The sequence below is a fragment of the Shewanella sp. S1-58-MNA-CIBAN-0166 genome, assembly GCF_040310085.1.
GTDB lineage: Bacteria > Pseudomonadota > Gammaproteobacteria > Enterobacterales > Shewanellaceae > Shewanella.
Window position 1 is genome coordinate 1 of sequence record NZ_JBEOPN010000004.1, and the last position, 16,039, is coordinate 16,039.

At 41.1% G+C, this 16,039-nt stretch carries 12 protein-coding genes and 4 tRNA genes; 1 reads left to right on the forward strand and 15 read right to left on the reverse strand.

Features of this window, described 5'->3' with window-relative positions:
- Nucleotides 1–2: 2 nt before the first annotated feature.
- The 7 genes from AAEY99_RS03865 to recA form a co-directional block, all read right to left on the reverse strand.
- Nucleotides 3–76, reverse strand: a tRNA-Arg gene (locus AAEY99_RS03865).
- A gap of 29 nt (nt 77–105) precedes the next feature.
- A tRNA-Arg gene (locus AAEY99_RS03870) sits at nt 106–182 on the reverse strand.
- Between the two features lie 27 nt (nt 183–209).
- Nucleotides 210–286, reverse strand: a tRNA-Arg gene (locus AAEY99_RS03875).
- Between the two features lie 22 nt (nt 287–308).
- A tRNA-Ser gene (locus tag AAEY99_RS03880) sits at nt 309–400 on the reverse strand.
- A gap of 1,049 nt (nt 401–1,449) precedes the next feature.
- Nucleotides 1,450–1,647: a carbon storage regulator CsrA gene (gene csrA / locus AAEY99_RS03885; protein ID WP_011636538.1), complete on the reverse strand. Its 198-nt coding sequence runs from the start codon at nt 1,645–1,647 to the stop codon at nt 1,450–1,452.
- Nucleotides 1,648–2,107: 460 nt separating this feature from the next.
- Entirely contained in the window at nt 2,108–4,732 is a 2,625-nt protein-coding gene (alaS, locus tag AAEY99_RS03890) for an alanine--tRNA ligase (protein ID WP_351009264.1), read from the reverse strand.
- A gap of 809 nt (nt 4,733–5,541) precedes the next feature.
- Nucleotides 5,542–6,606 (reverse strand): recombinase RecA, encoded by a 1,065-nt coding sequence (gene recA / locus AAEY99_RS03895; protein WP_059746422.1) that lies wholly within the window; start codon nt 6,604–6,606, stop codon nt 5,542–5,544.
- Between the two features lie 285 nt (nt 6,607–6,891).
- Here recA and mutS point away from each other — a divergent pair, with 285 nt between their 5' ends.
- On the forward strand, nt 6,892–9,489 hold the full coding sequence (gene mutS / locus AAEY99_RS03900) for a DNA mismatch repair protein MutS (protein ID WP_192114445.1): 2,598 nt from the start codon (nt 6,892–6,894) through the stop codon (nt 9,487–9,489).
- 358 nt (nt 9,490–9,847) lie between these two features.
- Here the strand turns inward: mutS and rpoS are convergent, their stop codons facing one another.
- From rpoS to ftsB, 8 genes are all read right to left on the reverse strand, one after another.
- Nucleotides 9,848–10,819 (reverse strand): RNA polymerase sigma factor RpoS, encoded by a 972-nt coding sequence (gene rpoS / locus AAEY99_RS03905; protein WP_101085622.1) that lies wholly within the window; start codon nt 10,817–10,819, stop codon nt 9,848–9,850.
- A 78-nt stretch (nt 10,820–10,897) separates the two neighbouring features.
- Entirely contained in the window at nt 10,898–11,830 is a 933-nt protein-coding gene (locus AAEY99_RS03910; RefSeq protein WP_443024112.1) for a peptidoglycan DD-metalloendopeptidase family protein, read from the reverse strand.
- Nucleotides 11,831–11,929: 99 nt separating this feature from the next.
- Complete coding sequence (locus AAEY99_RS03915; RefSeq protein ID WP_101086297.1) at nt 11,930–12,565, reverse strand: protein-L-isoaspartate(D-aspartate) O-methyltransferase; 636 nt, start codon at nt 12,563–12,565, stop codon at nt 11,930–11,932.
- Complete coding sequence (surE, locus tag AAEY99_RS03920) at nt 12,562–13,311, reverse strand: 5'/3'-nucleotidase SurE (protein WP_162022554.1); 750 nt, start codon at nt 13,309–13,311, stop codon at nt 12,562–12,564. The genes AAEY99_RS03915 and surE overlap by 4 nt, the downstream gene beginning before the upstream one ends.
- Nucleotides 13,312–13,314: 3 nt before the next feature.
- Nucleotides 13,315–14,388, reverse strand: coding sequence for a tRNA pseudouridine(13) synthase TruD (truD, locus tag AAEY99_RS03925; protein ID WP_182743623.1), 1,074 nt, complete (start codon nt 14,386–14,388; stop codon nt 13,315–13,317).
- Between the two features lie 27 nt (nt 14,389–14,415).
- A complete protein-coding gene (gene ispF / locus AAEY99_RS03930) occupies nt 14,416–14,895 on the reverse strand; it encodes a 2-C-methyl-D-erythritol 2,4-cyclodiphosphate synthase (RefSeq protein WP_101085630.1) in 480 nt (159 codons plus the stop codon).
- A gap of 61 nt (nt 14,896–14,956) precedes the next feature.
- Nucleotides 14,957–15,655: a 2-C-methyl-D-erythritol 4-phosphate cytidylyltransferase gene (ispD, locus tag AAEY99_RS03935; RefSeq protein WP_350977959.1), complete on the reverse strand. Its 699-nt coding sequence runs from the start codon at nt 15,653–15,655 to the stop codon at nt 14,957–14,959.
- 61 nt (nt 15,656–15,716) lie between these two features.
- On the reverse strand, nt 15,717–16,019 hold the full coding sequence (ftsB, locus tag AAEY99_RS03940) for a cell division protein FtsB (RefSeq protein WP_101085633.1): 303 nt from the start codon (nt 16,017–16,019) through the stop codon (nt 15,717–15,719).
- Nucleotides 16,020–16,039 lie beyond the last annotated feature (20 nt).

Genomic DNA, 16,039 nt, shown 5'->3' on the forward strand with positions numbered 1-16,039 from the left:
GGTGCGCGTGGGAGGAGTCGAACCTCCGACCGCCTGGTTCGTAGCCAGGTACTCTATCCAGCTGAGCTACACGCGCATAAATTGGGTTTTTAGTGAAACATGAAATGGTGCGCGTGGGAGGAGTCGAACCTCCGACCGCCTGGTTCGTAGCCAGGTACTCTATCCAGCTGAGCTACACGCGCATTCATGTTTAACACTTTAATAGATAATGGTGCGGATGGGAGGAGTCGAACCTCCGACCGCCTGGTTCGTAGCCAGGTACTCTATCCAGCTGAGCTACATCCGCATCGTATATCTATTGTAAGAAATGGCGGAGAAGGAGGGATTCGAACCCTCGATGGGATTTAAAGCCCATACTCCCTTAGCAGGGGAGCGCCTTCGGCCACTCGGCCACCTCTCCGTTTCTTGGCGCACATATTACTGTTTGATGAAAATAAGTCAAACCCTTTTTAGGAAACCTAACTTCATTTGGAGTGTTTTTAAGCACATTGGAGATAATAGACTCAAATCTTGATGAAAACAGTCGTTTTTTGATGAATATTCTTTTTAATTTACAGACATAATCTCATTAAACCTCTGTTCGTCCGACAAGCGTTTTAAGGTTTTTAACCAAAGATATAATTAAACACATCGTTGATTTAAACAACCTAGCCTAGTCATTGGGTGATTTATACTCACTATTACAATTCAACATCATATTAACCAATATCGACAATAGCCGCATAATGCCATTTAGGAAGGTTAATTTGCTATAGCTTGCACGAGATTACGATGGGATTTGTATTGATCAACGATTCCCATTACAACGCTATAATCAAGATGAATTAAGCACATTTAAATAATGACTCGTTAAAAAAAATGGTTTGATACCAATTGTTAGCTACAAATAGCATCCAGTGATAATTCAACACGAGTAAAATAAATACGTTAGTCGGATGGTAAATAAATGACGACTCATTTATAGATGCGTTTAACAAACTGAATCAGTGTGTTAAAAAGTGCTTTGTGAGAGCCTCATTCATTCCACTTCAGTCTTGTATCAACTTAAGGGGAAATTGTCCTGCTTACACCAACAACCTTAAATTGGAGCTGTGAGGTACTCTACGCTAGAGCTAATGTAACCTCAACGCAGAATAACAGATGGGTAAATTGATAAACGTAGAATGTTTACTGGTCACTCATATTTAAATTGACTCGTTATTATTTGAATTTGGTTCTAAATTTAGCTCTGCATTTGGGTTAACCCAGCGAAATGACACGTAACTAGCGGGTCTTTTAATTGAAGCAATCGCATAAACAAAGGACAGTTTGATGACAGTGAAAATTCCGAGCAGAGGTTAACGAATAAGGGCTGATTAAACTAAAGCGGTAATGCCACTGCAATACAAAAACAAAAACAAAAAAGCCAGCAAATGCTGGCTTTAATGATATCGACATCATCTGTCGAAATTAGTAATTACCACCTTCAGAAGGGGTACCTGACTTCTCAGACTGAATACGTTGGTAGATCTCTTCACGGTGAACAGATACTTCTTTAGGTGCGTTAACACCAATACGTACCTGATTACCTTTAACACCTAACACAGTAACGGTGACTTCATCACCAATCATTAATGTTTCGCCTACTCGACGAGTCAAAATTAGCATTCGATTGCTCCTTTAAGTTCAATCTGCATAACACGCTTTGTCCGTAATATGCGCTCATTATAAGGTCTGCTTTACATAAAATCATAGTATCAATTGGTGAATACATCAGTTTATAAAGCAAATTCTCTTAGGAAATCATAAAACTTGACGATTAGTCGTCTTTTAAAAACGGGATCAACCGTAAATTATTCATATTCACGATATAAGACTCCGTTACTAAACAATCCAATACGGCAAACCAATAACAAAAACGATAGGAATTGAAAACCAATACAACATTAGAGTACTACATATAAGTACAATAATAAGCATTGCCCAACGCTAGCAACCCTTTTAAACGCTTTTACTGTTAGCAAGTTAGTTCACTATGCCAAATCTATTCATAGCACTCAAGTCATAAAGTCGCATATCTTAGACTTTATGACTCAATTGCCAAAAAAACGCTAATCTACAGATTTTATTAACTTAAACGTTCGTTTACCCAGGGCTCTACAAGGGCTAATGCTGCGGCTAGATTCTCAGGTTGAGTACCGCCAGCTTGTGCCATATCAGGACGACCACCGCCCTTACCGCCAACATGCTGTGCAACCATTGCGACTAACTCACCCGCTTTGACCTTCTTGGTTAAATCGTTGCTGACTCCAGCAATTAAATTAACTTTACCGTCTTTAGCAGTACCTAGCACAATAATCGCAGACTTTAGCTTTTGCTTCAGCTCATCCTGTAAACCACGTAGTGAACCTGGGTCAATACCATCAAGTTGTTTAACTAAAAGTTTAACGCCATTGATTTCTACTGCATCACCGGCCATATCAGCACTGGCCGCAGCAGCTAACTTATCTTTTAATTGAGATAAATCTTTTTCTAATTGCTTCACTTTATCTAGCTGAGCTTTTAACTTAGCGACTACCGAAGCACTATCTGATTTTAGTAGTTGTGCAGCCTCATCTAACATGGCTTGTTGATCAGCAATATAAGCCATTGCAGCAATACCTGTTACAGCTTCAATACGACGCACACCGGCAGCAATACCATTCTCAGAAGTGATTTTAAATAAACCGATATCTCCAGTGCGGCCAACGTGAGTACCACCACACAGTTCGATAGAGAAATCACCCATAGTGACAACACGTACTTGGTCATCGTATTTCTCACCAAATAGTGCCATTGCACCTTTTTCTTTGGCTTCATCAATGCCCATTTCAGTGGTACAAAGTTCATGGTTACGACGAATTTGGGTATTAACTAAATCTTCGACAGCCTTCAATTCTGATGGCTTAACCGCTTCAAAATGAGCAAAGTCAAAACGTAAACGTTCAGGATTAACAAGTGAACCTTTTTGAGACACATGTGAGCCTAACACTTGACGTAATGCAGCATGCAATAAGTGAGTAACAGAATGATTTAATTGTGTACGATGACGTAAGTTTTTATCCACTTGTGCGGTTAATTGCTGGCCTATGACTAACTGACCTTGAGCTAATTGACCTTGGTGACCGGTAGCTGGACCAAACTTTTGAGTATCGGCAACGGCAAATACTACGCCTTGTGCTGTCAACTGGCCTTTATCACCAACCTGCCCACCAGATTCAGCATAAAATGGTGTGTTGTCTAATACTACGACAGCATCCTGACCCGCTATCACGGTATCAACCGCTTTACCGTCAACATATAAAGCAATCACGTTTGGCTGACCAGTTAACTCGGTATAACCGCTAAATGAGGTTTCTGCATCGATAATTAATTGGCTATTATAATCAGCGCCAAAGTTGCCTGCAGCTTGTGCACGGCTTCTTTGTTCAGCCATTGCTGACTCAAAGCCAGCTTCATCAACGTTAATATCACGTTCACGACAAACATCTGCAGTTAAATCGACAGGAAAACCATAGGTGTCATACAGTTTAAATAAGGTGTCACCATCTAAAGTATCACCTTGCAAGCTATTTAACGCGCCGTCTAAAATAACTAAACCGCGCTCAAGAGTGCGAGCAAACTGCTCTTCTTCCGCTTTTAAGGCTTTTTCAACAATAGCTTGAGTTTGTTTTAAACCAATGGCGGCATCGCCCATTACGCTTATAAGCGTTGGCACAAGTTTGTAGAAGAATGCGTCATTAGCACCCAGCTTGTTACCATGACGAACTGCACGACGAATAATACGACGCAACACATAACCACGACCTTCATTTGATGGCATAACACCATCAGCAATTAAAAATGCACATGAACGAATATGGTCAGCAATAACACGCAGAGATTTATTTTCTAAATCGGTTACACCGATAATTTCAGCTGTTTTGGCAATAAGTTGTTTAAAAATATCGATTTCGTAGTTTGAATGCACGCCTTGCATAATCGCAGCAATACGCTCAATACCCATACCAGTATCAACAGAAGGTTTTGGCAATGGCAACATTTCACCGTCAGCCTGACGGTTGTATTGCATAAATACAATGTTCCAAATTTCAATAAAGCGGTCACCGTCTTCTTCAGGTGTGCCAGGACGGCCACCCCAAATATGATCACCATGATCGTAGAAAATTTCACTACAAGGACCACAAGGACCAGTGTCACCCATCTGCCAGAAGTTATCTGACGCAAAAGGCCCACCTTTGTTATCACCAATACGGATCATATTTTCAGCTGGCACGCCTATTTTTTGAGTCCAAAGATCATATGCTTCATCATCGGTTTCATAAATAGTGACACATAAGCGTTCTTTTGGCAGTTTGAGTGTTTCGGTTAGGAAGGTCCATGCAAAACGAATTGCATCTTCTTTGAAATAATCGCCGAAACTAAAGTTGCCTAACATTTCAAAAAAAGTATGGTGACGAGCGGTATAACCCACGTTATCTAAATCGTTATGTTTGCCACCTGCGCGCACACAACGTTGTGAAGTTGTCGCTCGGGTGTAATTGCGTTTATCCATGCCGAGGAACACATCTTTAAACTGGTTCATACCCGCATTGGTGAATAACAGTGTTGGGTCATTTGTGGGAACAAGCGAGCTGCTATCAACAACCTGATGTCCGTTATCTTCAAAGTACTTTAAAAAAGCGCTTCTTAACTCTGCTGTAGTCTGAAACATGAAATGGCCCTGAATATAGAAAATACGAAAGTAACGAGCTTGGCATGCAAGCCTGTAAATGTAAGCATTATATACTGAATTTACGTCAACATGCGAGATGAGTGGCTCGATTATCCTCTGAGCATAAACCGATAATAATAGTTATTGATAAGCGATCTCACCGACTAAGGTTAACTAAGCTCAACTCGAGGTAATAAACACCTCCCGAACAGCCCGTTACCCAACTAACGACGTTAAATTAAAAGGCAATTGGCTCGTTGCTGGCGGTAAGACTGCCTTGTGAGTAAGCAAATGGTCAGCTTGAGATTGCAGATTAATAACAAACCTTTGTTGTCGAGTGTTAGGTCTGTTATCCACATTTGAAGTGAGCTCAATGCCCTCTAATTTAACCAGATAAACCTCCGCTATCACGATAAAAAGAGCGTGGTTAGGAGTAACACATTAGCTTTTAAACCAATTGAAAAAGGTAACTGCAGAACTAATAGATTTTTTGGCAAATAGTGTGATTTAAAATGCTAAATAATTCAGAACTAAATCATTAAAAGTATGGGCATTAAAGCTATGTGGGATTATTCAAAGTAACGCAGAGTACCGGATATGACTCAATAACCCTGAGATTGACAATAATCGAGTACTAGAGATTTTTCACATATCAACGTTTTTAACGTTGCAGTTTTTAACGTTGCAGTTTTTAGCGTTATAATTTTTAGGGTTATCGTTTTTAGGGTGTAAACAACAGGGGCTTTTAGCGAGGAATATTCGCGGCGCGCAAGATGCGCTACCGCGATAGATGTAACTGACTGACTAGCTTAGAATACTTCACCCGTTTCAAGGTCAATATTCTCATCACTTTCTGTTTTAGAATCTGATGCATTAGCACCACCATTCAATAACATCGCACGTAAAGTGGTATTAATTTCACTGGCAATGACGGGGTTTTCAGTCAAGAATTTACCTGCATTAGCACGGCCTTGACCAATTTTCTCGCCTTTGTAGCTATACCAAGCACCCGCTTTATCAACTAACTTGTGCGCAACACCTAGATCGACTAACTCACCAGTACGGTTAATACCTTGTCCATAAAGGATTTGGAATTCAGCTTGCTTAAATGGAGCCGCAATTTTGTTTTTAACCACTTTAACGCGGGTTTCATTACCGACAACTTCGTCGCCGTCTTTAATGGCACCGGTACGACGAATATCTAAACGTACTGAAGCGTAGAACTTTAGTGCATTACCACCGGTAGTTGTTTCTGGGCTACCAAACATCACACCAATTTTCATACGAATTTGGTTAATAAAAATAAGCAAAGTATTTGATTGCTTAAGATTACCAGCCAGCTTACGCATAGCTTGGCTCATCATACGAGCGGCAAGGCCCATATGTGAATCACCAATTTCACCTTCAATTTCAGCTTTTGGCGTTAACGCTGCAACAGAATCGACCACAATAACGTCTACAGCACCAGAACGAGTTAACGCATCACAAATTTCTAACGCTTGTTCGCCTGTATCTGGCTGTGAACAAAGTAAGTTATCAATATCTACGCCTAACTTTTTCGCATAAATTGGGTCAAGAGCATGTTCAGCATCAATAAACGCACAAGTTTTACCTTCGCGTTGCGCTGCGGCAATCACTTCAAGAGTTAACGTCGTTTTACCTGATGATTCTGGACCGTAAATTTCAACGATACGTCCCATTGGTAAACCGCCCGCACCGAGTGCGATATCCAATGAAAGCGAACCGGTAGAGATAGTTTCAACATCCATTGTGCGATCTTCGCCCAACTTCATAATTGAGCCTTTACCAAATTGCTTTTCAATTTGGCTTAAAACGGCGGCTAGTGCTTTCTCTTTATTTGGATCAACCTTCATTATAAAACCCTCTTAAGGCATTCAATACGTTTAGTAAAATGCTATTTCGACTTAGGTGAAGTGACGTGAATCATTTCAATATGTTCATCAGTATACTGTATAGTCATACAGTATCAAGTGCTGAGCTGATTTTTTTTTAAACCTTTGAGAATTGATCATTTACATCAATATTTTATCCTCATAAAATTTTTTGTTTGAATCTATTTATACGCTGGGGGCAAATATTGTTAAGATTAGCCCCATAAGATTTACGTCCTACGATTGATTAATAGTGAAGTGTTCATAATGACAGTGATTGATACCAGCGATTTAGAAAAACACACCCCGATGATGCGCCAGTATTTGGGCTTAAAAGCGGCCCATCCTGATATGTTATTGTTTTATCGAATGGGTGATTTTTATGAGCTGTTTTACGATGATGCTAAACGCGCTTCTGAAATGCTGGGTATTTCACTGACGGCTCGTGGAAAAAGCGGCGGTGACCCGATTCCCATGGCAGGCATTCCATATCACGCTGTCGAAGGCTATTTAGCAAAATTAGTTAACATTGGTCAGTCTGTAGCCATTTGTGAGCAAATTGGTGATCCAGCCACATCAAAAGGCCCTGTTGAGCGCCAAGTGGTGCGCATTGTTACCCCTGGCACCTTAACTGACGAAGCTCTACTGCAAGAAAAACAAGACAATTTATTGGCAGCACTGTATCAGGGTAAAAGCGGTTTTGGTTACGCGACTTTAGACATTTCGTCTGGTCGTTTTGTTGTTGCAGAATTACCCACTCGTGAAGCTTTAGAAGCCGAATTACAGCGGACAAATCCAGCAGAGTTACTTTACAGTGAAGATTTTGCTGACATGTTATTAATCAATAACATGAAAGGCATCCGTCGTCGCCCAGAGTGGGAGTTTGATTACGACACGTGTATTAATTTACTGCTCAATCAATTTGGCACCAAAGATTTGCACGGTTTTGGTATTACTGATGCACGATTGGCGTTACAAGCTGCAGGTTGTTTAATGCAGTATGTAAAAGATACCCAAAAGATGGCGTTACCACATATCAACTCGATTGTGCGCTTTAATCAATCTGAATCTATTATTTTAGATGCCGCAACTAGACGTAATTTAGAGTTAACTCAAAATTTATCTGGCGGGCGAGAAAATACCCTCTCATGGGTATTAGATAATACCGCAACCCCTATGGGTAGCCGTATGTTACAACGCTGGATACATGAACCATTACGCAATCGTCAAACTATTCAATATCGCCATAGCGCAGTCAGTGAACTCATTGAACAAGACTTATATCAAACCTTACATGAGCAACTAAAAAGCTTAGGTGATATCGAACGTATTATGGCTCGTTTAGCACTACGCAGTGCCAGACCACGTGACTTTTCACGTTTAAAGCAAGCACTAACGCTTCTGCCTGAAATCCAGCAAACATTAGCAACATGCCAACAACCTCGATTAAATACGTTAGTGCAATTACTGGGTGAATTCCCTGAACAACATGATTTATTAGAACGCGCTATTGTAGACAACCCTCCCATGTTAATTCGTGATGGTGGCGTTATCCGTACTGGCTATAATAATGAGTTAGATGAATGGCGTAAGTTGAGTGAAGGCGCCAGTGATTATTTAGTCGAACTTGAAGCTCGTGAGAAACAACAAACGGGGATTAACACCTTAAAAGTCGGCTATAACCGAGTTCATGGTTACTATATTGAAGTTAGCCGTTTACAGTCAGATAGAGTGCCACTGAGCTATCAGCGTCGTCAAACACTCAAAGGCACCGAACGATATATCACCCCAGAATTGAAAGAATACGAAGAAAAAGTACTTTCAAGCCAAGGCAAAGCACTCGCGCTTGAAAAACAACTGTGGGAACAACTTTTTGACTTATTGTTACCTAAATTACAAGAATTACAGCAGTTTGCAACGGCTGCTGCCGAGTTAGATATATTAAGTAACTTTGCCGAACGAGCACAATTATTTAATTATCAATGCCCACAAATGACCCACGATATTGGTATTAATATTGAAGCGGGCCGCCATCCCGTCGTTGAACGAGTTAGCCAAGCAGCATTTATTGCTAATCCGGTAGCGTTAACACCGCAGCGCCAAATGCTTATTGTCACAGGTCCGAATATGGGCGGTAAATCTACCTATATGCGTCAGGTAGCACTCATTACATTGATGGCACATATCGGCTGTTTCGTTCCAGCAGACCATGCTCAAATTGGTGAAATCGACCGGATTTTCACCCGTATTGGTGCATCAGATGATTTGGCATCGGGCCGATCAACCTTCATGGTTGAAATGACCGAAACGGCTAATATTTTACATAATGCTACTGCAAACAGTTTAGTGTTGATGGACGAAATAGGTCGCGGCACCTCGACTTATGATGGTTTAGCGCTCGCTTGGTCTGCTGCTGAATATCTAGCCAAAAACGTCAGTGCACTGACATTATTTGCTACTCATTATTTTGAGTTAACCCAATTGCCCGAGCTGTTACCGTCAGTCATTAATGTTCACTTAGATGCAATAGAACACGACGACACAATTGCCTTTATGCATTCGGTACAAGAAGGTGCGGCAAGTAAAAGTTATGGCCTACAAGTTGCGGCCCTAGCGGGTGTGCCTGCATCAGTCATTAAAGCGGCAAAACATAAGCTTCATCAACTTGAAAACCGAGATATGACATTATCTCAACAGAACCCAACTCAAGTAAGTATGAACTTATTACCTCCAATACCAGAGACGTCACCCGTGTTGGAAAAGTTAGCCCAAATTAATCCAGACGAGTTGACACCTAAACAGGCTTTAGATTATTTATATGAGTTGAAGCGATTAAGTCACACGAACACCGAGCTACGAAAATAACTGGCCAAGTGAATTGTTGAACTGTGGAAGCCTGCAAAGGCTTCCATTTCAATGACGTATTAGGTGTTACATCAAACGAGTAACGCCCCTGAAATACGATGAAATGAACTAACAGTATTAAAATACCATCAATAATACCTAGGTTATATCGTCAAGTTGCCACTACACAACGCTTAAATTAAGTTGGCGATTAGTAGGATAAACCTAAGCGCATGAGCAAAATTAAAATGCTCATATAGGTTTTAACCCTAATATCGCAATACCTTAATTGACCTTATTGACACATTAATGATGACATATCATTTGTGTGTTGATGATAGTCAACCGCCTAATATTCACAATAAACGTTCACTGTCCATTAATCTCTGAATAATGCTTCAACCGACAGTCCTTGCGCCCCAAGTAAGTCTTTTAAGCGTTTAAGCGCTTCGACTTGAATTTGACGTACACGCTCACGTGTTAAACCAATTTCGGCACCGACATTCTCTAATGTTGAAGGTTCATATCCGAGTAAACCAAAACGTCTTGCTAACACTTCGCGTTGTTTAGTGTTTAATTCGTTTAACCAGCCCACTATCGAATTAGATAAATCTTCATTTTGTACCCGATAATCAGGGCCAACAGAATCATCATCAGCAATAACATCTAATAATGCCTTCTCATTATCGCCACTCAGAGGCGAGTCTACCGAAGTAATTCTTTCGTTTAACTTCAGCATACGGCTAACATCACCGGTCGACACATCTAACTTTTCGGCGATCTCTTCTGCGGTCGGTTCGTGATCAAGTTTTTGGGCAAGCTGTCTTGCTGTACGCAAGTACACATTTAATTCTTTTACAATATGAATTGGTAGACGGATAGTGCGAGTCTGGTTCATGATCGCCCGTTCAATGGTTTGTCTGATCCACCACGTTGCATAAGTGGAAAAACGGAAACCACGCTCAGGATCAAACTTTTCAACCGCTCGAATTAAGCCTAAATTGCCTTCTTCGATCAGATCGAGCAGCGCTAAACCACGATTGTTATATCTTCTGGAAATTTTAACAACAAGACGGAGGTTACTTTCTATCATGCGGTTGCGAGACTTTTCGCAGCCTTTGAGGGATTTACGTGAAAAAAACACTTCTTCCTCTGCTGTCAGTAGCGGAGAAAAACCTATTTCACCTAAATATAATTGAGTAGCGTCTAAATTTTTTTGTAAGTCATCTTGGACTTTTTCTTCAATATCAAGTTGTTGCACCAAATCGCGTTTACCGGTTGCAACTTCTGGTGGTTGTTTAGCTAGATCGACAAGATATTCTGCTGAAGCAGTATTATTTTTGCGGCTCATAATTGCTCTCCCAAACCTAATTTGTGGTATTTAATCTACTTCACTTGCTTATCCTCCGTTATTTATGTTGCTAAACAATTACTGTTTAGGTAGATATCGTAATGGGTTGACAGACTTACCATGAAATCGTACTTCAAAGTGAAGCATAACTTGGTGTGTCCCGGTACTGCCCATTTTTGCAACTGTTTGTCCTGCACTCACATATTGCTTTTCTTTAACCAATATCGTGTCGGCATGCGCATAAGCACTTAAAAAATCATCATTGTGTTTGATAATAACTAAGTTGCCATACCCGCGCAGTGCATTACCGGCATACACGACTCTCCCATCTGCTGCGGCTTTAATAATATCGCCGCGATTACCAGCAATCTTTATACCTTGATTGCCTTGTTCTGATGCCGAAAAATATCCAACTATTCGGCCTCTAACTGGCCAGTGCCATTGCTGAACTTGCTGTGGCAAATTAGCGACAGAACCACTCGCACTTTGGTTAATTGTTTGTTGGGTAGTTGTTACAGAATACGCAGGCTTCACTTTGTGATCAAGATCTTTTTTCGTTCTGACTGAAACGACTGCTGGGACTGGGTTTGGCGCAACCGTAGGTTTGATTGTTTTTAATATAGAACTATTCGAACTCGAAATATAGGGTTTAGTAACGGCTTGGGTTTGTACTGAATTAACAGAAGGTTGGGATGCTCGAGCAGGTGCCGATTGACTATTATTTGTAGTGGCTAAATTAAGCGTTTGCCCAGGATAAATAGTATAAGGAGCCGATAAACGATTCAAACGGGCAACTTCGACAAAATTACGTCCAGCCCCCCAAGCTATTGAATAAAGTGTGTCACCTTTCTGTACTTTATATTTATCGGTTTTTAATGAGCCTTTATGATACCGAGGACCATGATTTTTTGACGATAAGCTGTCTACCGGTGCGGGACGATCAGCTTGAAAGCTGCATCCAGTGAGCATGATTGCTAAGACCACAAAGTTGGGCCAACCGGTATTCATCAAACAAAGTCCTTAACGGGGAAATAGGTGCTTGTTAAGCTAAATAAGCTTACTCCAAACGAAAATATCAATAATGGATAAAAATCATTTGTATCGTGTTAACTAAGCCAAATCTCCATTAATGAGAGGAACAAATTTAACGGCCTCTATTATCTCAGATTTGAATGTCTGTCCGATGCGGGTAATTTTGAGTAATTGCTGGGTGTCTTCTCCTACCGGAATAATCAATACTCCATGTTCGGATAATTGTTCAAGCAATGCTTGAGGTACTGTCGCAGCAGCAGCGGTCACCATTATGCCATCAAATGGTCCACGGTTTGACCACCCTTGCCAACCATCACCATATTTGAATGCGACATTATGTAAATCTAGACGTTTTAGTCTTTGACGAGCTTGTATTTGTAATGCTTTTATACGCTCAATTGTAAATAACTCTGGAATTAACGATGCTAAAACAGCGGCTTGGTAACCTGAACCAGTGCCAATTTCTAACACTTTTTGAGGATTATGTTGCAGCAACAGTTCAGTCATTCGAGCCACAATATAAGGCTGCGAAATTGTCTGTCCCTGCCCGATAGGTAATGCCGTATTCTCATACGCCTTATGAGCTAATGCACCATCAAGGAACAATTCACGTGGTGTTGTTGCTACAGCATGCAATACCGCAGGATGTCGAATCCCTGCCTCGGCCAGCTTTTTGGCCAAATTCATTGCTGATGTAGAAGCTACACGAGTCATATTTTTATTATCCAATCGGCTAATCCATCAAGTTGATTGTATGCCGTTAAGTCTACCGTGAGTGGCGTTATAGATACATATCCCGCAGCTACAGCACCAAAGTCAGTCCCTTCACCGGAATCTTGTTCACTGCCAACAGGACCAAGCCAGTATATATCTTTACCCGCTGGATCTTGGGTTTTTATCATACCTTCGGCTTTATGTCGCGCTCCTAAACGGGTAACTTTAATCCCTTTAATTTGTGCTAAAGGTAAATCTGGAACATTAACATTCAAAATTTGATCACGACTAATAGGATGTTGCAGCAACCCTTTTACAATTTTGGCTGCGTAAACAGCTGCTGTATCGTAATGGATTAATGATTTTCCAACCAGTGACACAGCAATGGCAGGTAAACCTAAGAAACGTCCCTCCATTGCCGCTGCAACAGTGCCTGAATATAAAGTGTCATCCCCCATATTCGCCCCAGCATTAATACCAGAAACGACAATATCAGGTTCGGTTTGACACAATTGCCTAATCGCGAGATGCACACAATCTGTCGGTGTACCATTAACCGAAACATAGCCATTTTCTAAGTTATTAATTCTTAATGGATTAGTCAAGGTTAATGAATTGCTCGCACCAGAGCAATTACGATCCGGTGCGACAGTTAATACTTGCGCAAACTCACTCAATGCGTGGGTTAATGCAATGATACCGGGGGCTCTTACGCCATCATCATTACTGACTAAAATATTAATCATTAATTAACACTCTTCATTTGTTTGTGCTTGTTGCTCAGCAACCATGACTTTTCGTTGCGACTCTTGGACATCCTGATAATCAGCGAGCTCGCGTAGCACCGAGGTGGCATAACTCCCTGCAGGTAACACAAATTCAAGTGTGAGCGTATCAGCATCAAACTGCCATTTCATTCCTTGAGGCTCAAGTAATAATGGCCGTCTCTCTTGCGATAAACCCGCTTCTTCGAGTCCCTGTAAATCGGCCGATAATTCAGCTAATGGCGTTAACTCTAAAGCTAATGCCTCACCTTGTGCTAATGGTGTACCCCGTCCCCAAAGAGGAGCTGAAAGTTGAATATCTTTTTCAGCTAAGCGGCTGTTGAGAACATCATCCCATACTTCGGCGGTAAAATAGCTTTTACTGCCAGCTAACATCACGCAATCGCCAGCGACGGTATCGACCTGATGATTAGCTAAACGAAATGACACTACCTGATTGAATATATTGGAACGCACGGCCGATAAATACATGCTGCGCTTATGGCGATCTTTTATGTTTCGACCACCACTGAGCATTTGTCGACCTAAGATCAGGTTTTTACCATCATGGCCAAAGCGTTGCTCACCAAAATAATTGGGGACACCGAGTTTGGCTATCTGCTGTAAACGAGATTCGACATCAGCAGTATCATTGATATTACGCAATGTCAGTACAAATCGATTTCCAAGTAAGGCGCCGATGCGCAGTTTTTTACTGTGACGACTGCTCGACAGAATGGTTAATTTATCGTCATTTAGCTCTGTCCACTCTGGCGTTTCTTTACCAGGAATACGTATGCCGAACCATTGTTCAGTAATAGCATTTTTGTCTTTCTGACCGGCATAGGTCACTTCTTTGGGATGCACTTTGGCAAATTTAGCTAATATTTCAGCAACATATACGGTATTCATGCCATTTTTACGTACATGAAGCATATGATGCTCGCCTTCCCCTGTTGGGGTAAAAGGCAAAATTTCTTTAACAATAAAGTCGCTGTTATTGGTACGTAAATCAGCTTGGCTTATTGGTTTACCAAATAGGTAATGTAATTCTTTCATGTGACAGAACTCTCTATATTTTGTAGGTTATTGGCTCTTCATCAACACAACAGCTTCAACAGCAATGCCTTCTTTACGTCCAGTAAAACCGAGATTTTCGGTAGTCGTCGCTTTAACATTAATATTATCGATATCTGTTTGTAAGTCAGCACTTAAGCACTGACGTATGGCTTCAATATGGGGTGCCATCTTAGGTGCTTGAGCAATAATGGTGACATCTAGATTACCTAAAACAAACTGCTTTTGCAGTGCAAGTTGATAACAGTGTCTTAATAGCACTCGACTATCGGCACCGGCAAAATTAGCATCAGTATCAGGGAAATGTTTACCTATATCACCTAACGCCATCGCCCCTAATATCGCATCACTAATGGCATGCAGTACAACATCACCGTCAGAATGGGCAATCAGTCCACAGTCATAAGGAACAGTAACACCACCTAAAATCAATGGGCTATCACCGCCAAATTTATGTACATCAAAACCATGACCGATACGAATATTCATTTAAAAACCTTATCTTAACTTGCTTTGAACTAATATTAACGAGTGTGGTTATTTCAGTTAATTATTGTTGCGCCAGAAACAGAGTTGCCAACTGTAAATCATCTGGATGAGTCACTTTGATATTATCCATTCGGCCATTAACCAATCCCGGCATAATACCAGCCCATTCCATGGCACTGGCTTCATCAGTAATAGGTACCTGCGCCGCTAATGCTGCCGATAAGTGGGTTCGTAAAATCGAGACCGGGAAATACTGCGGCGTTAATGCATGCCATAGCAACGAGCGGTCGACAGTATGAACAATATGACCACTGGCGTTACTGCGCTTCATGGTGTCGCGAACGGGTGCAGCAAGAATGGCACCCTGAGGATGAATAGCTACCGACTCAATCAATTGGGTAATATCTTGGTGGGTTACACAAGGTCTTGCCGCGTCATGAACAAGAGCCCACGCATCTGGATTATGACTATGCGCATAGTCTAACGCAGCTAAAACAGAATCAGCACGCTCTCCACCACCAACAACTTGGGTTAACTTAGGATGTTTAGATTGTGGCAATTGGCTAAAATAATTATCTTGTGGATGCAATGCAACAATAACCTGAGCTATATCAGGGTGAGCTAACAATGTATTTAATGTATGGCCGAGAATGCTTTGTTGGCCAAGCATTAAATATTGCTTAGGTTTGTCAGCCCCCATGCGACTGCCAACACCTGCAGCAGGCACAATTGCAATAATGGAACGAGGATTGTTTGACATATATGCAGTACCAATATTTAAAGTAATATGACTGAGGGTTAAACCTGCTGTGCAACCTGCGTTAACGATTAAATGGGTTCCGTTCACGTAGTTCGCTACCCACGACCCGATAAAACGTTTCGCCGTCTTTCACCATACCTAATTCGTTACGGGCACGTTCTTCAATGGCTTCTGTGCCACTTTTCAAATCGATAATTTCTTCTTTAAGAATTTGATTTCGAGCGACAAGCTTGCCATTACTTTGTTCTTGGCCTGCTATTTGGGTTTGCAATAAGACATATTCTGACAAATTGTTATCGCCCAACCAAAGCCGGTACTGTAAAAGTGACAATAAACAAATCAGTAAAAATATTAGTTGCTTCATAATATTAACTTATGTCGAAG